The organism is Streptomyces sp. NPDC058045 (assembly GCF_042885635.1).
GTDB lineage: Bacteria > Actinomycetota > Actinomycetes > Streptomycetales > Streptomycetaceae > Streptomyces.
Genome location: NZ_JBHVRR010000002.1, coordinates 1 through 19,780, shown reverse-complemented (window position 1 = coordinate 19,780; position 19,780 = coordinate 1). Strand labels below are relative to the sequence as shown.

Annotated in this window: 34 protein-coding genes and 1 pseudogene; 2 read left to right on the top strand and 33 right to left on the bottom strand. The window is 69.5% G+C overall.

Annotated features, from left to right (window positions below; translation table 11 throughout):
• Positions 1–10 precede the first annotated feature (10 nt).
• The 33 genes and pseudogenes from ACFVST_RS01680 to ACFVST_RS01520 form a co-directional block, all read right to left on the bottom strand.
• Positions 11–502 (bottom strand): hypothetical protein, encoded by a 492-nt coding sequence (locus ACFVST_RS01680; RefSeq protein WP_390145797.1) that lies wholly within the window; start codon positions 500–502, stop codon positions 11–13.
• A 2-nt stretch (positions 503–504) separates the two neighbouring features.
• Complete coding sequence (locus ACFVST_RS01675) at positions 505–660, bottom strand: hypothetical protein (RefSeq protein WP_390145795.1); 156 nt, start codon at positions 658–660, stop codon at positions 505–507.
• Positions 661–688: 28 nt separating this feature from the next.
• Positions 689–1,141, bottom strand: coding sequence for a hypothetical protein (locus ACFVST_RS01670; protein WP_390145793.1), 453 nt, complete (start codon positions 1,139–1,141; stop codon positions 689–691).
• Positions 1,141–1,692, bottom strand: a complete 552-nt coding sequence (locus tag ACFVST_RS01665; protein WP_390145791.1) for a head-tail connector protein — start codon at positions 1,690–1,692, stop codon at positions 1,141–1,143. The genes ACFVST_RS01670 and ACFVST_RS01665 overlap by 1 nt, the downstream gene beginning before the upstream one ends.
• A gap of 5 nt (positions 1,693–1,697) precedes the next feature.
• Entirely contained in the window at positions 1,698–1,919 is a 222-nt protein-coding gene (locus ACFVST_RS01660; RefSeq protein WP_390145789.1) for a hypothetical protein, read from the bottom strand.
• A gap of 68 nt (positions 1,920–1,987) precedes the next feature.
• Positions 1,988–3,241: a phage major capsid protein gene (locus ACFVST_RS01655; protein WP_390145787.1), complete on the bottom strand. Its 1,254-nt coding sequence runs from the start codon at positions 3,239–3,241 to the stop codon at positions 1,988–1,990.
• Between the two features lie 74 nt (positions 3,242–3,315).
• On the bottom strand, positions 3,316–4,089 hold the full coding sequence (locus tag ACFVST_RS01650; RefSeq protein ID WP_390145785.1) for an HK97 family phage prohead protease: 774 nt from the start codon (positions 4,087–4,089) through the stop codon (positions 3,316–3,318).
• Complete coding sequence (locus tag ACFVST_RS01645; RefSeq protein ID WP_390145783.1) at positions 4,067–5,383, bottom strand: phage portal protein; 1,317 nt, start codon at positions 5,381–5,383, stop codon at positions 4,067–4,069. The genes ACFVST_RS01650 and ACFVST_RS01645 overlap by 23 nt, the downstream gene beginning before the upstream one ends.
• Positions 5,380–5,559, bottom strand: coding sequence for a hypothetical protein (locus ACFVST_RS01640; protein WP_390145781.1), 180 nt, complete (start codon positions 5,557–5,559; stop codon positions 5,380–5,382). The genes ACFVST_RS01645 and ACFVST_RS01640 overlap by 4 nt, the downstream gene beginning before the upstream one ends.
• A complete protein-coding gene (locus ACFVST_RS01635; RefSeq protein WP_390145779.1) occupies positions 5,556–7,040 on the bottom strand; it encodes a terminase in 1,485 nt (494 codons plus the stop codon). The genes ACFVST_RS01640 and ACFVST_RS01635 overlap by 4 nt, the downstream gene beginning before the upstream one ends.
• Before the next feature lie 16 nt (positions 7,041–7,056).
• The gene (locus ACFVST_RS01630; RefSeq protein WP_390145777.1) at positions 7,057–7,314 is read right to left on the bottom strand and encodes a hypothetical protein; all 258 of its coding nucleotides are present in this window, start codon (positions 7,312–7,314) and stop codon (positions 7,057–7,059) included.
• 293 nt (positions 7,315–7,607) lie between these two features.
• Positions 7,608–8,045 carry a hypothetical protein gene (locus tag ACFVST_RS01625; protein ID WP_390145775.1) on the bottom strand — a complete coding sequence of 146 codons (438 nt, stop codon included), beginning with the start codon at positions 8,043–8,045 and terminating at the stop codon, positions 7,608–7,610.
• Positions 8,046–8,062: 17 nt separating this feature from the next.
• Positions 8,063–8,257, bottom strand: a complete 195-nt coding sequence (locus tag ACFVST_RS01620; protein ID WP_390145773.1) for a hypothetical protein — start codon at positions 8,255–8,257, stop codon at positions 8,063–8,065.
• Positions 8,258–8,259: 2 nt separating this feature from the next.
• The gene (locus ACFVST_RS01615) at positions 8,260–8,535 is read right to left on the bottom strand and encodes an HNH endonuclease (RefSeq protein ID WP_390145771.1); all 276 of its coding nucleotides are present in this window, start codon (positions 8,533–8,535) and stop codon (positions 8,260–8,262) included.
• Positions 8,536–8,551: 16 nt separating this feature from the next.
• Positions 8,552–8,803 carry a hypothetical protein gene (locus tag ACFVST_RS01610; protein WP_390145770.1) on the bottom strand — a complete coding sequence of 84 codons (252 nt, stop codon included), beginning with the start codon at positions 8,801–8,803 and terminating at the stop codon, positions 8,552–8,554.
• A gap of 185 nt (positions 8,804–8,988) precedes the next feature.
• Complete coding sequence (locus tag ACFVST_RS01605) at positions 8,989–9,165, bottom strand: hypothetical protein (RefSeq protein WP_390145768.1); 177 nt, start codon at positions 9,163–9,165, stop codon at positions 8,989–8,991.
• Between the two features lie 284 nt (positions 9,166–9,449).
• Positions 9,450–9,506, bottom strand: a pseudogene (locus ACFVST_RS01600) (hypothetical protein); the annotation flags it as partial.
• A gap of 56 nt (positions 9,507–9,562) precedes the next feature.
• A complete protein-coding gene (locus ACFVST_RS01595; RefSeq protein ID WP_390145766.1) occupies positions 9,563–9,811 on the bottom strand; it encodes a hypothetical protein in 249 nt (82 codons plus the stop codon).
• Positions 9,808–10,185, bottom strand: coding sequence for a DUF6907 domain-containing protein (locus ACFVST_RS01590; RefSeq protein WP_390145764.1), 378 nt, complete (start codon positions 10,183–10,185; stop codon positions 9,808–9,810). The genes ACFVST_RS01595 and ACFVST_RS01590 overlap by 4 nt, the downstream gene beginning before the upstream one ends.
• Complete coding sequence (locus tag ACFVST_RS01585; protein WP_390145762.1) at positions 10,182–10,484, bottom strand: hypothetical protein; 303 nt, start codon at positions 10,482–10,484, stop codon at positions 10,182–10,184. Before ACFVST_RS01585 ends, ACFVST_RS01590 begins: the two co-directional genes overlap by 4 nt.
• A 406-nt stretch (positions 10,485–10,890) precedes the next feature.
• Positions 10,891–11,532, bottom strand: a complete 642-nt coding sequence (locus ACFVST_RS01580; protein ID WP_390145760.1) for a hypothetical protein — start codon at positions 11,530–11,532, stop codon at positions 10,891–10,893.
• Between the two features lie 3 nt (positions 11,533–11,535).
• Positions 11,536–11,721: a hypothetical protein gene (locus ACFVST_RS01575; RefSeq protein WP_390145758.1), complete on the bottom strand. Its 186-nt coding sequence runs from the start codon at positions 11,719–11,721 to the stop codon at positions 11,536–11,538.
• A complete protein-coding gene (locus ACFVST_RS01570) occupies positions 11,718–12,071 on the bottom strand; it encodes a hypothetical protein (protein ID WP_390145756.1) in 354 nt (117 codons plus the stop codon). Before ACFVST_RS01570 ends, ACFVST_RS01575 begins: the two co-directional genes overlap by 4 nt.
• Positions 12,072–12,273: 202 nt before the next feature.
• Positions 12,274–14,913, bottom strand: coding sequence for a hypothetical protein (locus tag ACFVST_RS01565; protein WP_390145754.1), 2,640 nt, complete (start codon positions 14,911–14,913; stop codon positions 12,274–12,276).
• Positions 14,910–15,212, bottom strand: coding sequence for a hypothetical protein (locus tag ACFVST_RS01560; RefSeq protein ID WP_390145752.1), 303 nt, complete (start codon positions 15,210–15,212; stop codon positions 14,910–14,912). Before ACFVST_RS01560 ends, ACFVST_RS01565 begins: the two co-directional genes overlap by 4 nt.
• 99 nt (positions 15,213–15,311) lie before the next feature.
• A complete protein-coding gene (locus tag ACFVST_RS01555) occupies positions 15,312–15,650 on the bottom strand; it encodes a hypothetical protein (protein ID WP_390145750.1) in 339 nt (112 codons plus the stop codon).
• Between the two features lie 107 nt (positions 15,651–15,757).
• On the bottom strand, positions 15,758–15,976 hold the full coding sequence (locus ACFVST_RS01550) for a hypothetical protein (protein WP_390145748.1): 219 nt from the start codon (positions 15,974–15,976) through the stop codon (positions 15,758–15,760).
• The gene (locus tag ACFVST_RS01545; protein ID WP_390145746.1) at positions 15,973–16,497 is read right to left on the bottom strand and encodes a hypothetical protein; all 525 of its coding nucleotides are present in this window, start codon (positions 16,495–16,497) and stop codon (positions 15,973–15,975) included. Before ACFVST_RS01545 ends, ACFVST_RS01550 begins: the two co-directional genes overlap by 4 nt.
• Complete coding sequence (locus ACFVST_RS01540; RefSeq protein ID WP_390145744.1) at positions 16,494–16,811, bottom strand: hypothetical protein; 318 nt, start codon at positions 16,809–16,811, stop codon at positions 16,494–16,496. Before ACFVST_RS01540 ends, ACFVST_RS01545 begins: the two co-directional genes overlap by 4 nt.
• A complete protein-coding gene (locus ACFVST_RS01535; RefSeq protein WP_390145741.1) occupies positions 16,808–17,059 on the bottom strand; it encodes a hypothetical protein in 252 nt (83 codons plus the stop codon). Before ACFVST_RS01535 ends, ACFVST_RS01540 begins: the two co-directional genes overlap by 4 nt.
• A complete protein-coding gene (locus tag ACFVST_RS01530) occupies positions 17,056–17,889 on the bottom strand; it encodes a hypothetical protein (RefSeq protein WP_390145739.1) in 834 nt (277 codons plus the stop codon). Before ACFVST_RS01530 ends, ACFVST_RS01535 begins: the two co-directional genes overlap by 4 nt.
• A 15-nt stretch (positions 17,890–17,904) precedes the next feature.
• The gene (locus tag ACFVST_RS01525; RefSeq protein WP_390145737.1) at positions 17,905–18,240 is read right to left on the bottom strand and encodes a DNA-binding protein; all 336 of its coding nucleotides are present in this window, start codon (positions 18,238–18,240) and stop codon (positions 17,905–17,907) included.
• Positions 18,237–18,464, bottom strand: coding sequence for a helix-turn-helix domain-containing protein (locus tag ACFVST_RS01520; protein WP_390145735.1), 228 nt, complete (start codon positions 18,462–18,464; stop codon positions 18,237–18,239). Before ACFVST_RS01520 ends, ACFVST_RS01525 begins: the two co-directional genes overlap by 4 nt.
• A gap of 150 nt (positions 18,465–18,614) precedes the next feature.
• Here ACFVST_RS01520 and ACFVST_RS01515 point away from each other — a divergent pair, with 150 nt between their 5' ends.
• Both ACFVST_RS01515 and ACFVST_RS01510 read left to right on the top strand, forming a co-directional pair.
• Positions 18,615–19,064 carry a helix-turn-helix domain-containing protein gene (locus tag ACFVST_RS01515; RefSeq protein WP_390145733.1) on the top strand — a complete coding sequence of 150 codons (450 nt, stop codon included), beginning with the start codon at positions 18,615–18,617 and terminating at the stop codon, positions 19,062–19,064.
• Positions 19,065–19,192: 128 nt separating this feature from the next.
• Positions 19,193–19,555 (top strand): hypothetical protein, encoded by a 363-nt coding sequence (locus tag ACFVST_RS01510; RefSeq protein WP_390145731.1) that lies wholly within the window; start codon positions 19,193–19,195, stop codon positions 19,553–19,555.
• Positions 19,556–19,780: the final 225 nt, after the last annotated feature.

Sequence of the window (19,780 nt, the reverse complement as noted above, 5' to 3'; positions counted from 1 at the left end):
TGGGCATCGGTCAGCCCTCGGCGGCGGCCGGGATGTCCACGTTCTCCGCAGGCTCGGACGTGATCGCGAACTGGCACATGATCTGCGCCGCATTGTCGAGTTCCCTCACCTTGGCCTGCGAGGTGACCGTCACCGGGTAGACGTCGCATGGCTGGCCGGGCACGTCACCCTCGTCCATCCACACGATGTAGCCGGTGGCTTCCCGCACCAGCAGGGACCGCACGTCGTCGCCGTCCTTCGACGCCCAGAACGTCAGGCTGGAGTCGGAGGCGGTGATCTCACCGCCGACCACCGGCGTAAACCGCGAGCCGAGCGCAGGAGTCGGCACCGTCTCCGACGTCGTCTGCCATCCGTCCATGGCACCGGTCTCGCCCTCCAGAGCCTCACCCGTACTCAGCTCAGCCCGGGTGGGCGCCCCCTTCGCCGCGATCGTCGGTACCCACAGAACCCTGGTGATGCCACGCCGGTAGTAGCGGATGCTCTCCTTAATCGGAGTAGCCATGATCAGTCCTCCTTCTTGAGGCGGCGGCCCTTCGCCGCGGCCGTCGTCTCGACCGGCGTGCCGTCGTCACCAACGACCCGCCAGCCCGCGCGCTGATAGGCGCGCACCTGAATCTGCTGCACCTCGATCTCCCGCTCGGGCAGCAGCTCGTTCCTCATACGGACCATGTCCACGGGCCCGTCCTCCCTAGGTGAATGCGCGGCCGGTCAGTTGCAGCAGCAGCCGCACCTGGGCGCCGCGGTCGGTCTGTTCCTGGACGAGCGCGGACGCGCCGATCGCCAGCTCGGCCGACCGCATACCGAGCGACGGAGACGCGGCCAGTAGCTGTTCGAGCGGTGCCGCGATCTCGTAGGCGCGGGCGCGGGCGGCCCGGACGTCGGTTCCGCCGCGCAGTACGACGATGGCCGCGACAAGCTGCAGTCGTTCCTCACGGTCTGTGCCGAGCGTTGCCCAACCGCCCTCGGTCTGCCCGGCCTCGAAGGTGCCGCCCGCGTCGCCGTCGTAGCCGACGATGAGCCACTCACCGGCTCGGCTGTCGGTGACCGCCGGGCCGTCGATGACCTGCACGCCATCGAGGCCCGGCGCGGTGGTGCAGGCGGCCACGACCGCGTCGATGAGTTCGGGGAGTCGGGACGTCATCAGGCCACCGCCGGGGGAAGCTTGTAAGGCTCCAGCAGTTGCAGCACCCGGTTGGGGATCGCGTAGCCGAAGCCCGGTACGGGCTCGGTCACCGAGTAGTCGTCGCCGCCCGCGAGCACCGGCCCGCGCGATGCGGTCTGCGTCCGCCACAGGTGCTGCACGAGCATCCGCGCGGCGAGCGTGATGGTGGCCGGGACGTCGGCGCGCCCGGCCCGGTAGGTGACGGTCCACGGCCCGCCGTGGAAGAGACCGCCGTCGAGGCGCCGGACGATGCCGGTCGAGCCATCGAGATGCAGCCCGGCAACGGCAAGCGTCGCGCCGGCGTCGAGCTGCGGGATAACGGACACCAGCTCGATGGCGGGGACCGTGAGCAGTGCCAGCGTGGCACCGCGCCCGGTCACGGTCTCGGTGATCTCGCGCGGCTCGATGACGCCCACCAGGTTTTCGATGGGCGCCGTGACCCCGTCGATGAACGCGAGCAGCTCGTCGTCGTCGCGGTCGCCGGTGAGGTTGAGCTGCTGCTTGGCGTCGTCCAGGCTGATCAGCGCCATGCCGTCTACTCCTCGGCGCGGGTCTCGGTGCGCCGGGACCGGCCGCCGCCGCGAGAGCGGGCCGCCGCCTTCTCCGTGCGCGCAGGCGCCTTGGGCTCCTCGACCAGGACGGCGCGCACGCCGTCGGCCCACGCCGCGGCGGTGGCGTCGTCCACGTCAACGACCTGCCCGCGGCGCCACGAAAAGGTCAGCCCGCCAACGGACTTCAGGACTCGGATGCGCGGCATCCCGCCCCTCCTCTCCTACTGGGCGGCCCCCGACGCTCGGAGCGACGGAGGCCGCGTGCGGACTCTGGTTACGCGGCGGCGCCGTGCGCGAACACGCGGAACGCGGAGGTGTCATCGGGGGTCGCGTCCAGGCGCAGGAACCCGAAGAAGCCGACCTGGAGGTAGTCGGCGTACCGCTCATCGAGGCGGACCATCTGCCCGCCGGACACCTGCCGCACCACGTAGGCCGCGGCGATGTTGCCGAACCCAATGGACGAGGCGGCCGGGGCCGGGGCGGGAATGCCGTTGTCGATGAGGATCGGGGAGCCGAGCAGGGTCGAGGGGACCCCGGCCTGCAGGGAGGGCTCCCAGAGCGGGCGGCCCTGGTCGTCCTGCAGCTTGCGCACCATCTTCAGTGCGGCGTCCGACATGGCCCACTGGGCGCCCTGCCGGTACGCGACGTCGATGGAGTGCTGGAGGTCCACGAGGTCGTCGTAGGTGACGGCGGCCTCGGCGGACGCGCCGCCGGTGGCCCCGGCGATGGCGTTGGTGAACAGGCCCTCGGGCTGGTTCGTGCCGGTGCCCGTCGCCAGGTGCGCGGCGACCGCCCGGCCGATGCGCTCGCCGAGCTTGGTGGTCAGCCAGCCCTCGATGTTGAACACGTTGTCCTGGACGAGCTGCAGCGACAGCCGGACCAGCTTGGAGGTGTACGTGTACGCGCCGAGCGTCTTCTGCCCGAACGCCACGTCCTGCTCGGTGATCTGGCTGTTCTCGGCGAGGATCGCGCCGACGTTGTTCGTGTCGTCATTCGTCGGCCAGTTCAGCGGGTTACCGCTGCCGGTCGTGATGACGTTCGCCGCGCCGAGCAGGCCACCGTATGCCTTCATCGTCTCGGTGATCTTGGCGAGGGTGTCCGTCGGGATGAGGTACCCGCCGGCCGATCCGGGCGCCGTCGCTCCGGCGCGGATCTCCGACTGGTTCGACATGAGGAGCTGCCGCTGCTCGTTGGTGAGCCCGGCCATGCCGCCGCGGGTGTACGCGGAGAACGCGGCCCGATAGTCGGCCTCGGCCTGCTCGGCGCGGCCCTCCTCTTCGTTCGCCGGGGCAGTCCGGCCGGTCACGACGATGTCGGACCGCTGCACGGTGTCCATGCGGGCGGCGCGCTCCAGGCGCTCGATGTCCTGGGACGCGGCGGTGAGGTCCGCCTCGGCAGCGTCCCACTTCTCGCGCTCCTCGGCGGTCAGCTCGGCGCGGCCCTCGGCCTCCGCGCGCTGCTGGATCTCCTGCATCTGGGACCAGGTGTTGGCCCGCTTCTCGATCGCTCGGGTGAGCAGAGTGCTCATGGTGGCGGTGTCCTTTCACGGCACGCCAGTCAGCCCCGCGGCGACGCCGTGGGGCTGACGGAAGGGTGGATGGGTCAGGCGCGCGGGAGCCCGTAGCGGGCGGCCAGCGCGCTCATGCGCACGTCGATGGGCAGACCGCGGTGCTGAGTGGACACCGCCGGCTCAGCGGGGGACTGCTCACGAGTGGACTCGCCCGGCTCGCGGACGTGCGTCAGGTCGAGGAGTTCCGGCCGGAACTTCGCGCGGGCCTCGATGGCCGCGGCGTCGCCGCGGTGGTCGAGGGCGCGGGCCACAGCCTTCAGCTCGGCCTCGGTGTCGGTGTAAGCCGGGAAGGTGACCGCCGAGACTTCGATGAGGCGGACTTCCCGGATGGTGCGGACGTCGACCTCGACGGGGTCGGCGCCCTCGATCTCGATCTCCTCCGTGGTCCAGTCGTCCTTGATGACGTAGAACCCGAAGGACATGCCGGTGATGTTGCGGTTCTCCACATTCACCGCGAGGTCCTGCACGTAGGACAGGCGGGTGTCGAGGGCGGAGTCCACGGCCAGGCCGTGCCCGTCCTCGGCCAGGCCCAAGGTCCCCGCGGACGCCCGGCTCACGACGTAGTACGAGTCGTGGTCGATCAGCATCCGCGCGTCGCCCTCGGACAACGTCTTCCCGAAGCTACCGGGAGCGATCTCCTCGTAGAAGCCCCAGCGCAGCGGATTCCCGATCGCTGTGCGGGAGTTGAAGACGGCGGCGTATCCGGCGAACCGCTGGGCGCCGCCATCCCCGTCGGCGCGGATGGTGATGTGCGCGGTGTCCAGGGACAGGCGGCGCCGCTCTTCAGCGCCGGTCGTTGTCGGCATCGTCGCCTCCTTGGTCGGCGTCTTCGGCCAGCAGGCGGCGAGCCTCGGCCATGAGCGCGGCCGCGCGCACCGGCGCTGGCACATCATCAGGTGCCAGCGGGTTGGAGCCGAGCGGCGCCATGTACGTGGGCTGCAGGTAGGTGTCGCCCTCGGGCCCCTCGATCGGGGGCAGTTCCTCCAGGGCGCGGATGTCGTTGGCGGACATGACGCCGGTGGAGCGCATCGCCCGGTAGAACGTGCCGCGCGACGACGAGTCGCCGCGGAGCAGGCCCTGCAACCGGTAGTGCGCGTACTCGCCCGGCGGCAGCAACTCCTTGGTGATCCGCTGCTCCGTCGGCGCCAGCCACGTCGGGCCGAGGTCGAACGTGACCCAGCCCTGCGCCTGCTGCTCCAACCCGGTGCCCCACGATGTCGACTTGGCGGTCTCGGACAGCAGGAACAGCGGCACACCGAACATGCGGCTGATCTCGCTGATCTGGAACTCCCGCGACTCCAGGAACTGCGCGTCACGGAGCGGCATGGTGATGGGTTTGAACGAGGCGCCGGCGTCGAGGACGGCGACCTCGTGCGCGTGCTCGATACCGCCGACCTTGGCCTGCCACCGGCTCTTGAGGGCCTGCGCCTGCTCGGCGTTCAGCCGCTGCTCAGTCTGCAAGACGCCGCTGACCATGTTGCCGCGGCCGAACAGCCGCGCAGCTCCCAGCTCGGCGGCCTGCGCCAGGCCGATGCCCTGCCGGGCCGCGGCGATCGGCGACAACCCCTGCAGGCCGTCATAGCCGAGGCCCGGCACATGCAGCAGCTCACGCGGCGTCAGCCGGTGCACATCGCCCCAGTCGTCGGTGATGTAGAAAAACTTGCCCGACGGGTTCTCCACGGACGGCCGGTCACGGTCCACCGCCACGCGATCCGGCGTCACCGGCCACAGCTCCTTGACCTGCCCGTTCGGTGCGCGCAGTTTCTGCAGGTAGGCATTGCCCCACAGGACGCGGTGCACATAGGCGAGCCGCCAGAGTTCGAGCGGCGTCAGCTCAGGGTGCGGATCGGCGAGCAGCACCGACTCCGTCCTGTCCTTCGTCCCGGCCGTGTACGAGTGCAGCGGCAGCGCCGCCGACACCCCAGCGATCACCGCCACCGACCGCCACACCGCCGGCATGTGCAGCGACGTCCGCTCCGACACCGTCACCCCGGCCTCAGACCGGCCGCCACCCATCCACTCCAGCAGAGCCGAGCTGGTGAGCGGCGTCCCCGGATTCTCCGGCGACGCGCGCCGCTCGAACAGACCGAAGAGGCTCACTCGCTGCTCGCCCCCTCACGCTCCGGCGCGGCCGACGTCGCGCTCTCCCGCTCTACCGCCACGACGCCCAGCACACCGCCCAGAATGAGCGCCACAGGCACGGACAGCAGGGCCACACCAACGAGGACCAGGACGACGAACCCCAACTCGGCCAGGGCCAGTACGCGCGTGCTCACCACAACCTCGGCCCCCTCTCATCGTCCACCTCGGCGCCGAGCCCCCACTTGGCCAGCGTCACCGCCACCAGCGGACTGATGTCCACCGAGACGATGCGCCGCGCCCACGCCCACGCATCCCCGAGCGGCCTTTTCTGCGCACCCGCCAGGGCCGCGGCGAGCGGCGCCTGGGCGAGGTGCGACAGTGCCTGCTCCGTGACCGCGTCGTAGAACTGGCCAGTGGCCTGCACCACGTCCCGCGCCTTGGCCTCCACGACTGGGGCGAGCAACTGCGGATCGTCGGACTCGTCATCAGGGTCGACCTTCAGCGCCTCCCGCAGGTCGCCAATCAGCGACGCAGCAGGACTGCCCGAGTCGATGACCCAGCAGCGCGGACCCCACTTCTTCGTCAGCTCGCGCACCCGGTCCTTGAACCAGCCCGTCCCCGGGCGGTGCTCAACGACCTCTACATGCGTGCCCCCGCGCCACGGCCCGGCCACGGCGATAGCGACGTGCGACCGTTCCGGCGTCATGTCGACGGCGAACGACACAGGGTCGGCCGGCGCCGAGTCCGCGGCGGCCAGCGCCTGCCAGGCGTCCTCGCCGATGACCTGCCAAGTGTCCGCCGAGTCCGACGGGTACTCGCCGACGCCAAGCCGCTCACGCTCGAAGATGCCGCCGCTGCCGAGCGACGCCCGTTCGTTCCTGACGTGCTGTTCGCTGATCCGGATCCCCAACGCGGGGTTCGCCGTCGCCCACGCCCGCGGGTCGTCCGGATTGTCGTGGTCCGTACAGGCCGGGCCGCACTCATCACGGTGCGCATCCACCGACCACTCGAAGTACGCCAGCGACGGATCCGGCTTGCCGGACTCCACCGCCACGTCGGCACGCCGCCGCAGCCGCGCGAGCTGCACGCTCGGGGCGCCGATCCCGGCCGAACCGAGGTACCAGATCTGCGGGTTGGGCACCGCGGACATCGTCGGCATCAGAGCGCCCATCGCGTCATCACCGAGAATCATGGCCTCATCCAGGACATTGCAGTCACCGGTGAAGCCGCGGCCGCTGCCGCCGGAGCGGGCCAGGAAGCGAAGCACCTGCCCCGTCACCAACTCGATCGCTTCCTCGCCGGTCGTCCGCCGCACCCGGAGGACACGTTTCCGCAGGTCAGGGCACCCCATGATGAGTTGCTCGATGCGACGGAACGCCACGATCGAGGTCTTGAACTCGTGGGCGCTGTGGAGGATCAGCTTCTCTCCGAGCAGGAACAGGCCCGCCAACTCGCGGGCTTCGATGATCCCGCCCTTGCCGTTCTGGCGCGGGACATTCACCGCGACCTCGAACGCCGACCAGTTGCCGTCCTCCCGCTCCCGCAGGCCCTGATCCAGGACCAGTTGCTGCCACGGGTCCAGCACCAGCCCCGCCAGCGCAGCCAGTTCGGCCGCCTCCTGCCCGCTGGACGAGAGCCAGTTCGTCGGCACGGTCGTCAGCCGCGGCGTCTGCACCCCACGGAGAGGGCCGTCAGGCTCCGCGGCGGCGGGCCTCACGGCGAGCTGTGAGGTCATCGAGCGCATCCCCCTCCTGCGTCATGGGCGCCAGGTCGCGCAGCTCACCGACCACCATCCGCAACTCGCGGGCTACGTTCGCCGCGCCGGTCGGCCCCCTGGCGGCGTCGAGGTGCTCAGCCAGCGTCACAGCGGCAGCCGCGAGACCGGGCGCCGTCGGCTCAACGCCCAGCGCGGAGATCTCTGCACGGACCGCGTCGGACACCTCCCCCATGACCACCACCCCCGTTACAGTCCGTCATCATCAAGCTTAGCTACACAGCGTGATCACGCACTAAAATGCCTCAACGGAGTTCACGCGATTAGGCGAGACATTTTGATCACGCAAAAAATCGGGCGACAAGGGCTTTTGGGTCGCCCGGTACCGGGCCCAACTTTCGACCCACTCTCCCCCCGGAGCCCCGGGGCGCCGGCCGGAACCGATGGCGGTTCGCGCTGTTCAGCGTGTTCGATTGCGCATTGTGACTGAGCGTCGCGGCGGGTCGTGCCCGTGGCCGTGGCGTCGGATCACCACCGACGCGAGGCGTGGGGCATGGCTTCTGGGGTCCTGCCGCGGCGGGCCCGGTACCAGCGGGTGGCTACTCTCCGCATCTCCGGTGCGCGCATCGCCTCGATCCGAGCCATCACTATCTGTTCGCCCGGGTCGACTACGACGATCCGGGCCTGGTGCCGGCGGTACTTGGCCAGGGCCTTCGGGCTGGGCTGGCTGTGGATCAGGTAGACGTCCAGTCGGTCCAGGTGCTGCAGCGCTTCATCGATCGCGGCGAAGCGCGCGCGGTGCGCGACCCGTAGGTGGAGGGGGTGCTGGCACCAGGCTGCGGCACCGGGGCCGGTGAGGGCACTGGTGATGCGGTCGAGGTCGATGACGATGTCCGCGGCGATGGCGTGCGCTTCGATCCACGACGACTTGCCGGCGGCCGGCGGGCCAGTGACGACGTACAGCACGGTACGTCACCTCCAGGTCAGACGCCTTTGCTCGCTGGGAGTTGGGTGTCGCAGTCGGGGCAGAGGTGCGCAACGACCTCGTCGGTCACTGCTGCTCGCACCTCGATGGTGTGCAGGTGACGGCAGGCGCCACGGATGTACTCGGTCAGGCCGCCGAGGTTGGGGATCTCGATCCATTCCCAGCGGGGGTCAAGCTCTGCGATGTCGGCCACGGTCACCACCTCCGCGAGGCTCTCAGCAGCCGTGCGCTGGGGGCGCGGTTGCCCTTGGCCGAGTTGCACCGCCTGTGTGCTGGGCGGGCGTTGGCGGGGTCGAGGAGGGCGCCGCCGCGGCTGATAGGCACCTCGTGGTCGAGGGTGAACGACAGCGGATGCCGGGCGTCCACGTTGTAGGCGATGTTGTGGCCGCAGAGCCAGCAGGGAAGGCGCTGGGAGCGGAGCCATGCGGTCAACCGTCGGTAGGGGCGCCCGTTGCGGGGGTTGCCGGTCATGGGCGCCACCTCCCGGTCAGTCGTCGCCGAGGACCTCGGCGCGTGCGGCGTCGGCCTTCTTGTTGAGTGCGGTCGTCATGCGGAACACGGTGAAGGTGAGCAGCAGGAAGACGACGACGAGCAGGACTTGGGTGATGACGGAGAGCACGGCGATGTTGCGGGTGCCGCTGGCGATGAGCGCCACGATGCCGATGCCCGCGGCCCAACCGAGCCACAACTTCACCTTCTCGGCGCGGACGGCCTTCTGTATCTCGCTGTAGCTGGCCACTGTTCCCCCGGGATGGGTGGGTATCTGAGTGGCCATCATGGCTCGGCTGCGGGGCATGTGGGGCCGGAATACGGGGACACGACGAAGCCCCCGCCGGGGGAACCGTAACGGGGGCTTCGTCGTGCGTGTGTGGCGTCTGGACATGCCGGACGTGGTCTGAGTGTTACAGGTGGTCAGTCCGCTGGTCAAGCCGCTTCGGTGACGGGGGCGGGCTGTAGCTCGGCGAGGTCGACCAGGGTCCGTCCGCGGTGGTCGTGGCCGTGGTGGGTGAGGGTGCCTCGGTGGAGGCGGACGCGGAGGGCGCCGGCCTTGATGCCGGTGGCGGCCTGTGCGGCGTAGATGTCGACGATGACGGGCTGCATGTCTCCATGGTGCCCTTGGTCTTGGCGCTCCAGCGGGCCAGGATGTGGGCGGCGTGCTGGCGGACGAGACGGGGGACGATCTCCTCGGCAGGCTGCCCCGTGGCGGACTCGATCGTGCGGATGTCCTGGCCGAGCTGGTCGGTGGGGGTGAGCGTCAGTCCTTCGGGGCCGGTCCGCAACCAGGGTGCCGCACGGGGCGCCGGATCAGGCGGCGTGTCTGCCCCGCCGGGTGCCTCATCCGGGGCGGGGACCTCCTCGGTAGCCGTGGGGCGGGCGAGGAGGTCTCTGCGCACGGTCTCGCGGGAAACCCCCAGCTCAGCGGCTATGTCTGCTGTGCTCATGTGGAGTTCGGTGAGGTGGTTGACGATGATGCGCCGGACCTCGATGGATAGCACGCTCACAGGGCGCTCCGCTTGCTCGTGGTGGTGCACGGGTGGATGTCGTCTCGGTGGTCCTGGTGGGCGCGGCGTGTGGCGGCGGCGGTGTAGTCGGTGTGGCACTGGGCGAGGAGGTGAGCGACGCGGAGACGTTGCGCGTCGTCGGCGTTGGTGGGGGTGCGGCGGACGATGCCGGCGGCGATGAGATGCCGGGGCGGGGTCGGAGGGGCGGTGCGCTGCTCGGCGTTGAGGGGGCGGGTGCGGTTCACTGGCCACCCCCGCGCAGGTGGTTGGCCTCGTCGGCCAGGCGGTCGAGTTGGTCGAGGTGGGCGCGCGTGGTGTCGGTGAACGCGCGGACTTCCTCGGGGGTGAACGAGGTGGTGCTGCCGTCGATCTCGATGGCGACGACGGGCAGCGGCTCGGGCCGCAGGATGCCGAAGGGGGCCGTCGTGATCCACGCGGTGAGGTAGGTGATGGTCCCGTGCCTGGTGTCGATCTCGGCGGCGATCTCGGGGCCGTTGTGGACGATGTCTGCCTTGAACTGGCTGGTGGTGTGCGGGTCGACGCACCATGCCGGCTCGTCCACCTCGAGGGGCTTGATAACGAGGATGGGCACGGCGACGGTGCGGGGCTCGGCGTTCACAGGCCCTCACCCCGCTCGGCGGCGAGGAACGCGGCCACGATCGGGAACTGGGCGTCGACGGACCGGCAGACGGCCTCGTACTGCTGCTGCTCGATGGCCTGCTGGACGGTCTGGTCGATGGCGCGCAGCAGGATGCGGAGGGACTCGGCGAGGGCGCCGTGGGCCTGGGCCACGTCGGCGGCCTGGCCGTAGTCGACGGTGCCGTAGGTGTCGAGCAGACGGCGGGCCACGATGATGGCGGCGGGCAGCTCGATCGTGATCGACGCGCGTTTGGGCGCGCTAAGGTGCTGGTGGTCCATGAGGAGGTTCGCTCTCTCTCGTGGTCAAGTCCCCGGTTCGGCGTTGACGCGCCTTCCGGAGGCCGGGTCGGGCCCTCGGCCGGCGGTGCAGTCGCCTTCGCCGAGGGGCCTTACTCGTTGGGGTGATCTTGAGTTGTTGAGTTGGATAGCGGTGCAGTCGCCGGTCCGTACTCGTTTATCGCTCTTCGCACGATGCGGACGTCGATCCCGGTTTCCCGGGCGACAGCCTTCTTCGTTCCGAGTTCTCGGACGCCTTCTTCGAACGCTTCGGCTCGTCGTCGGGCGCTTGCCGTGATCTCTTCCCGTAGTTCACGCTGGCGCCGGGTTTCGGCAGCAACGCGCTCGCGCCAATTGGAGGTTGGCACGCAGGCCAAGGTACTAGGACACGCTGTCCCAGTCAACGTGGTCACGCCGCGCCCGTCGCCGCGAACTGCGCCTGCCCCGCGGCGAGTTCCACCCACCGCGACGGCGGCCAGTCCGTACCGCACCATTCGCAGCGCGCCGTTGTCGACCCGGACCGCAGTAGCACGACGGCCCCGCACGACTCGCCGTTCAACTCCGTCAGGCAGTATCCGAGACGCCGAGGTTGGTCCGCCGGGTCCCGCGGGTCGACGATCGAACGGGCCGCCTGGTGCAGGTCGCGGATCTCCTCGGCGAACGCGCCGGCCATCGGCCACGACTCCACTACCCACTCCAGGTTCATCAGCAGCGCCCGGGCCGCGACGACCACCCGCCGCTCGGTGGTCCCGGCGGGGACCGGCTCACCCCACCCGCGGTCGGCCTGCATCGCCGACCGCCAGTCCTCCAGCACCCCGACGATCCCGCCCGGGCCGCGGAGGGAGAACGGGGTCTCGGCGAGAGGTAGGGGCGCCTCGGCGGGTCGGGCGCGGCCCAGTTCAGGGCGGCGCCCGGCGGGGTGAAGGAACGCGGCGAGTGCGTCGTACAGGCGCGGCATCAACTCCAGGCGCCGCGCGGTGGCGCGTGCGCACCCAGGGCACAGGTAGCCGGCGTCCACATCGGTCTCGCACAGTCCGCAAATGTGGCTCATCGACTACTCCGCAGGGATGTTGCGGCCGTGGGTGTCACTGGCGGTGGCCTGGTTGCGGAGCTTGGCGGCGTGCCGCAGGGCGATGCCGCGCTTGCGGGCGGCGGCGAGCGCTACGCGCCGGCGCTTCTCTGCCGCGATGCGGGCGCGGGCCGCGGCTATGCGCTCGGCCACGATGTCGTCGACGTTCACACGGCGGCTCCGGGCGAGGGCTGGTCGCGCAGGCGCTTCACGGCGTCACTGACGCGCCCCGTGGACATGGCGCGCTGCTGTGCGGCAGAGGCGGACTTCACCTTGCGGGCGACGTCGTCGTAGTCGGTGGCGGAGACCTCGATCCAGTAGCCGGTCTCCCGGTACGGGCTGTCGGTGGCGAAGCAGTGGGCGATGCGGTGCGTGGTGCTGCCGACGGGCTCGGGGCCATGGGTGTGCCAGTGGCAGCACCAACGGCACCAGACACGGAGGTCGCGGAACTTGCTGCCGCTGCCTTGGATGTAGCCGGGCAGAACAGGGACGCCGTCGACGAGGCGCTGGGCATCGGGCACGAGACTCTCCTTCAGGGTGGGACATGTGGACAGCGGATGTGGACGTGGACAACGTGGACGGCTGTCCACGTCTGGCTGTCGCGCGTCGCACGAGTGAGATTGAAGTCCGTTTTGTTTATTTATGTAGTGGTTGAAGGAGGGAGGGCTATCGCTGGACATGTGGACGTGGACAGTCGTCCACATGTCCACATGTCCACGTCGCTCACTCCGTCTGGACACAGATCCGGTCGGCCTCGACGAACACCCACTCGTGGGCTTCGGCAACCTCCACGGCACGGCGCAGGAACTCACGGTCGCTGCTGCGCAATCGGCGGTTCAGCTCGCCGAAGGTGATGCCACCGACCGCGGAAGCGTGCTTCTTCACCAGCCGGGCAATGCGCTGCAGAGTGCGGTCCGTGTCCGTCTTGGCCTGGTGCGCACGAAGCTCCTCGGCGACCTTTGCGTCCTGCTCGCGGCGCCGCGCCGCCTCCGCCTCACGTTCTGCCCGCCGGATGAGCGTCGCGCGGACCGCGCATGAGGACTGCCACACGACCTCGGCGAGTTCCCAGTCCTCTTCCGTTGCTTCGGTCCGGCCTCCGTCGAGCAGCGCGAGCAGGGCGGTCAGCTTCACCTTCATCAGGTTCGCATGGCCGTCGAGTTCATCGATCTCCAACTCGCCCCGGTTGCGGGCGACATGCTCAGCCCACAGCATCCGGCGGATCCGTTCAGGCAACACGATGTCCAGTTCGGTGGCGGGCTGCAGCGAGGCGGGGTTCACCGGGAGAGGACCGGGCGAGGCTGGCGGCTCGTCCGGGATCGACGGGTCCGCGGCCCATGCCCACAGGAACCGCTGCGGTGTGCCCGTGCTCGCGTCTGCGATAACCGGCATGACCGTCGCGGGCTGGAACCCGACGACCATGCCCAGGCTGTACGACCCGGCGGCCACATACCGAGTTCGTTCCTCGGATGCGTTCGTCTGGCCGAGGGTCTCGCCGATCGCTGCGCGGCGGAGTGTCTCGCCGAGGACGCTGCCTGGGCGCTCTGACAGGCGGGCCAGGGTCTGGCCCTCGTCGACGTAGAAGTAGGCGTTGTGCCGGACCTGCTTGCGCACCTTCTTCGTGACAGGGTCGCCCTTCAAGGGCCCCTTGGCGTGGATCTCGCCTGTCTCCTCGTCGACCGTGCCCATGAAGGCCTCGGCGATGCCTTCGCCGGAGCCGATGGGCAGGCCGTCCCGGAACTCGGGGTCGAGCGGAGGCAGTAGGGCGCGGGCGACCTTCGTGCCGATCGACTTGCCGCCGCCGGATGCGGCGACGATGGCGGTGAATAGGTTGAGGGAGGCGCGGCCGCCGATTCCGGAGACCGCGGTGATGCGGTGGGAGATCATCGCCGACATTCGGGCGAGCAGTGAGTAGAAGAGCACGTCGCCGCTGGAGCCCTCGGCGTGCGCGGCCTGCCGGATGTGCTGGTGAACGGCACGGCGCGTCCAGAACTCTTCGGGCAGCAGTCCATGGGGCCGTCTGTGGTCGTCGTCCGGGTCTGCTTCATCCTCTGGCGCCGCATCACTGAGCGAGTCCCCGGCCCACATGTCGTCGCCGGGTGGAGTGGAAGCCGCCGTGCGTCGCTGTGACGGCGGTCGGCAGTGCTGCCGGACGCGGGTGAGTACAGCGGTGGGCAGAGCGCGGGCTGGTGCCTGGGCGTCTTGGTCGAACGCGGCGCGCAGTACGTCCAGCGTGGCCTCCCGTTCGTCGCCGCCGTAGTGGAGGTGCGCCCACAAGGTGGGGACGGTGAGTTTCCTTCCGGTCGGCTGTTGCCCGACGGGGAGGCCGGATCGCTCGGACCAGTTCACGGCTACGTGGTCGTCGCAGACGAGGCTGTACTCGCTGTCCGCGGCGCCCTCTGCGCCAGCCGGGCGCAGCCATTTCTCGCGTCCGTCGGCGGCCGCCCCGCGGTACGTCCACCCGGCGGGTTCCAGGAAGTCCCGGAACGTCAGTTCGGCGGCGAGGATGTCGAAGACGCTGGAGCCGCCACCGGAGCGGGGGAATGAGGAACGGCGCGGGGGCGGCGGGGCCACTGTCGTGCGGCCGGTGCGCGCGTCGTGCCGGGCCCGCTTCTCCGCCGCAGCCTTCTCCAACAAGGCGCGGGCGCCCGGCTCCAGGCGCCGGACGGCATCCCGCATCGCGGCCAGGTCCACGGGCTCGCCGGTGCCGGGGAAGCTGCCGGTTGACCGGGGCTCGGCCTTCCGGTTGACGGTGCCGGGGATCCGCATCAGCCGGTCGAGATTGCCGATCTGCGTGTCCCACGAGCAGCCGTGTGAGTAGGCAGAACCGCCGAGCACGGCCTGCAGCCCCATGGTGAACTGTTCGATGGCCGCCCGGTCTTCGTCGCTGCCGATGATGTGCGGCTGATTGAGGACCCAGATCGGGTTGTAGCCGCCGCCGGACAGCCACCAGCCGGAAGGCTCGGGCAGCCCGGAGGCGAGGACGATCTCGCGGACGTGGTCCGCGTCGGCGGGGTGCGGCATGTCGTCGAGACCGGGCTTGTGCCCGGCCGTGCCGAAGTCGCCGTCCGCCCACAGAAACGTCAGGCCGTGGGCCAGTTCCTTACCGCCGCGCCCCTTCGCGGGATGTTCTCGAAGGGTGGTGACCTGGGTGTAGATGCCCTTCGGAAAGCGAGCGTCGAGGGTGGCCACGTACTCGGTGGCCGCGGTGATGCCCTCCTCGTCGGTGGTGAAACGGCGGCCGACCCACCGGTCTGCGTCCGAGCACACGCTGAGCAGGCCGGGCACGCCCTGGAAGTGGTAGGCCAGCGACGCGCGCACCAGCTCCTGGTCGGCGACCAGTTCAGCGGGTGGGGCCTGGGTCACGGGTTCACCGCCGGGAAGTAGTAGACGCCGGTCGGACGGCCGACGCAGCGCGACGTGCGGGGGCAGACGCGCGGTGTGCTCGCGCGCCCGGCGGGATGGATGTGCTGGTGGTCGCAGAACGGGCAGTCGACGACGAGGAGAGCCCGCGGCTCACCGTCCTCGAACTGGGTGTAGCGGTACGCGACGAGGCGGGCCGCGGCGGCGGCCATACCCAGAGCGACCGGAGGCGCCTCGACGTCCGCCTCGGCGTGCTCGGTGTCCTCCCCGAAGATCGGGAGGACGGTGGTGGTGCTGTTCACGAACGTGCTCTCTTCTACGAGCCGGGCGATTGAGGTTCGTGTTCGCGCAGGCCCCGGGCCAGGGTGGTGGTTGGCCCGGGGCGGCGGTGCGCTCCCCGGTCAGCCGGTTCGTGTTCTGGCGAGGGTCTGCGCGTGGTCGGCGGCGTAGCGGCGCATGGCCGTCTGCGCTTCGGTGGCGACGTAGGCCCACCGGGTGCCGGCCGGGAGGTGGATCTCGACGTCGCGGGCGGCGAGGAAGAACCGGGCTGCGATCGCGCTGCCGAGCCCGACAGCGACTCGGAGCGCGTCCTCGCCGACGCGGACGACCGCGGTGTGGCAGTCGGTTGAATGGCGGGTCTGCTCGTACAGGTCCCGGCACACCTCGTCGTGGGTGCTGTACCGGCCGGTGAGGTCGACGGTGACGACGAGCCGAACCGCCGGTACCTCGACGGGCCGCACGGACTGTGGCTGTGGCTGTGGCTGTGGCTGTGAGCCGGAGTCCGGGACGGGCGCGGAGGTGACGGGGCGGAGGCCAGCGGGCCACTCGCCAGCGCGACGACGTTCGGTCATGCTGATGCCCTCCGTACCTCGGGCTGGTGGAACGCGGCGCGGATACGGGCGCGTTGGTCGTCGTCGAGGGGCGGCGCCTGGTCGACGATGCGGTCGATGCGCGCCCAGTAGGCGGCGTTGCGAGCCGGGTCAGCGAAACGGACAGGCCGGGCGGCACGGGCCGGGCGGCCAGAGGATGTGGCCCCGGCCGTTTCGGTGTCAGTCGGGACGGTCACGACGGCACCTCCCAGACGGTCAGGCCGCGGGTGTCGATGACGACTTCGTCCTCGCCGCGCCCGGTGTTGATCGTGAGCATGTGGGCGGGCGGTGCCGTGCAGACCCAGAGCCTGCCGGGGGCACGCCCGGTCACGTTGCCGGCGGCGTACCGGCGGGCGACGGCGACGGACTTCGTCCAGGACCAGTCGCTGCGGCGTTCGGGCACGGATCCGCGGTACAGCAGCGTCGGCTGCGTGGGGCGGGGCGTGCGCTGCCCGTCGATGGTGAACCCGGCGGCGTCGAACAGCAGGCGCCACTCGTCGTGGGTGAGTTCTCGGTCGGGCCGGTCCGCCATGGACCACACGTCGCCGACGAGTTCGGCGAGAACCCGGTCCGTGATCTTTTTGTGGGTGTGCGCGGTCTGAAGCAGCCAGGGCCCGCTGTCGCGCCCGCCCCGGTCGATCAGGCGCTGCAACTCCTCGCCGGTGAGCTGCTCGGCGGCGAGAACACTGTCGTACGCCTCGTGGGCCAGGACGCTCACGGTTTCACCGCCCGTTCGGCCTTCTCGCGGGCGATGAGTGCCACAACGCTGTCGAAGACCGCGGCGGGGTCCCCGTGCTCGACGACGAGTTCGGCGATGTAGTCCAGGCACTCGGCGACGGCCGGGGACACGCTGGTCTTCGCGGACTCGATGTCGGCGAGAGCGCGCACCACCTCTATCTGCTCGTCGACGGCAACGCTGGAGTCGTGCCCGGGCGCGCATTCGGCGCAGAGACCGAAGCGGTTGCCGAGCTTGCCGGTGCGGACGGTGGTGGCGCTGCGCCCGTCGTAGACGCAGATGTGGGTGTCGGTCATGCCTGCGGCTCCCGGATGAGCGCGCGGGCGGCGGCCAGGCGGACCGCGGGGTCCTGGCCGGTGGGGACGACGAGAATGTGCTTGCCGTCGGCGAGGAAGTACCAGGCCACGAACTGGTCGCGGAGGCTTTCGGCGAGGAAGGACGGGTCCCGTTCCTCGACAGTGAGCTGGTGCTCCGCGACGAAGGCCTCGAAGGCTGCGGTCGCGTCGCGCTGGACAGTCGGGGTGGGCGGCGAGGCGGTCGTCACCGGGCCACCTCCGCCCACACCACGTCGAACAGCGGACGGTGCTCCTCCGTGTACACGGCCACCTGCCGCAACGCACCGGAAACGAACCTCTCCACGCTTCCCGGCTCGGCCCCGTACCGCTCCCGGTGGGCGTGCTTGAGGCGCTTGCCGAAGGTGGTGGACAGTGACCGCAGGGCCTCACCCGTGACGCCCTTGTCCTCCAGGTACTCGCCGACCGTCAGCGGGCGGCGGGTGAGGTCGATCTCGGGTTCCTCGCCGAGTGCGCGGGCCGCAACGTGCCGGGCTTTCGCGTCGAGCCACGCGGGGTCAACGATCCCGGACAACAGGGTGAGGACTTCGGCCTGCTGTTTGGCCCGGCCGATGACGGCGTCGTGCCGCTGCTCCGGCGTGGCGGTCTCCTCGATGTCGAGGAGGTAGGTGCGGACCTGGCGGGCGATGTCGGACTCGGTCAGCAGCTGGCCGACGTTCAGGATCGCCCGGCGGGTGAAGACGCGGAGGGCGCTGCGTCGGGATGGGACTGTCAGGCTGACAGTCCCATGGAAGTCACGCAGGGCTTCGCCGCGGAGCGTCGCCATGCCGTTCTCCGTCAGCTCCTCGCGGTTGCGGCGAACCACGCTTTCGATCGCGTCGACTCCGACCTCGTAGTAGGAGGTGACAATCTCGGTGGTGGCGTGGATGCCGTCGGGCAGGAGGGCGACGGCCTTGACCTTGTCGAGCACGTCCGTGCGGTCGACGGTGGCGGCCCGCATGGTGGGGGACTCGGTGAGGACCACCTCGGCGGACGCGGTCGGGGTAGACGGCGACGCTGTCGCCTGTGCAACGATGTTCATGGAGCAGTTCCGATCTCAGTGCATGGTTTTCGTGGGTTGCTCGACTAGCGCCCTGGGCTCGACCCCCGGGGCGTCGTCGCTTTCCTCTGCGGGCGCTGCCAGCTCGACCTTGGCAGCGCCCTGGTCCTGAAGACCGAGGAAGTTCAGAAGGTCGCTGCGCCGTGCGCGGAGCTGCCGACCGACCCGGATGATCGGTATGGGCAGTGCGCCCTCGCGGGCGAGTTGGAAGGTGGTCGTGCGCCCGATGCCGAGTGCGGCGCCGAGGGTGGGCCAGACGTCGAACATCACAGGCAGGTCTAGGGCTTCGGAGGCGGAGAGCGTCTTGTGGCGGACTACGGTGCGTTTTGTCATGCCGCCCCGTTCTCGACGTCGCGGTCGATTAGGTCGTCGACGCTCAGCTCATAGGCCGTAGCCAGGGTGAGCAGGGTGTCGGCGGCGGGCTTGGCGATGCCACGGCGGAGGCGGGACAGGGTGGATTGTGCGACCCCAGTGCGCTTCCAGATGGCGTAGCTGGTGTGGTCCCCGCGTGTCGCCGCAGCCTCCATGAGCCGGTCGCTTCGAAGGAAGAAGGACATCATTAGCTCCTTGCTCGGCAGCTAGTTGCTGTCGATGCAGGAAGTATGCCCCGTTGCTGCCTGCTTCGCAAGTAAGACTTGCTAGGTAGCTAGATAGATGGGTTGCTTGCGAGGTAGGCACGCCGTTACTTGCGCGCTAGCATGTAAGCTATGAGCGAAAACGCGAACACCCGGAGGGCAGAGCAATTTGCTGCTTACATCCGCGAGGCCGCACGTCGCGCTGGCTACGACATCGACTCACCCCGCGGAGGCGGTAAGACCGCGATTGCCCGAGCCACAGGCATGTCTCAATCCTCAGTCGGAAGGATCATCGCTGGAACATCTATGCCGGACCCTGTCTACCTTCAGCCCCTGGCGCGAACTCTGCGAGTGCCTATCGAAGAGATGCTCGTCCTCTCAGGGCTTGTCTCGAGGGAGAGCTTGACGGAAGCCAGGGAGGCGCCGGCGCAGCGCCCATTGTCTCCGCGTGATGCCGCCAACGACTTGGGGATTAGAGACCCGTCGATGGTGGATGCATTCGAAACGATGGTCCGTGCGTTGCTGACCCAGCAAAATATTCGATCGGAAGACGACCGGGAGAGTAGAGGTGACGCCGCGTGAGGTGGCTTCGGCTTGGTGAAACTCAGGGTGAGCAACTGCGAACAGTGGGGCGAGGGTTCAGATGGTGCGCGATCTGGTGCCTCGTAACCGGCCTGGTGGAGGCCGCGAGCTACATCAGAGGTACCAGCGTGAGCCGCGAGATGCAGGTGCTGCCGCTGGCAGTCTGCCTCGGAATGACCCTTCTTTACTTTGCGATCAGTGCCTTTCTGAAGCGGCATAGCAATCGGGCATTGAGCCAGGAAGCTGAGCACTATGCGGAGCAATGGCTCCTAGACGTGCGCAGCCGCAGGGCTGCGTACTTTCTCAAAGTTGCCCTAGAAATACGTGCTGATCAGCAAGCGCTGTGGAAGATGGATGGCTTCCGGATGGGCGTTGAGCAGGCTCACCGTTTGCGGGCGTATGAGGACGTGCCGAGGCAGCGACTACGCCTAGTTCAGGGGGAGTCTGGTGCAGAGACCGCTCGGGGAGAGCGACCGGGGCACGCGAGTTGATGCGGGGTACGGTGCCAGATAAGGCGACTGGTAACTCCTGAATGGGCGGACGTCGGTAGTGCCGCGAAAGAAGAGCAAGGAGGTCTAATGCCAGCATCTCGCCGCGCTGGCGGTATCAGTAAGCGGTGTGTGTTTTTACCGGGCTGTTTCGGTGCCGGTGATCCGGTGAGTTCGGGTACCGGTGGATCTCCGGTGAGTTTGGGAGCCACTTGGTCTGATGGTGTG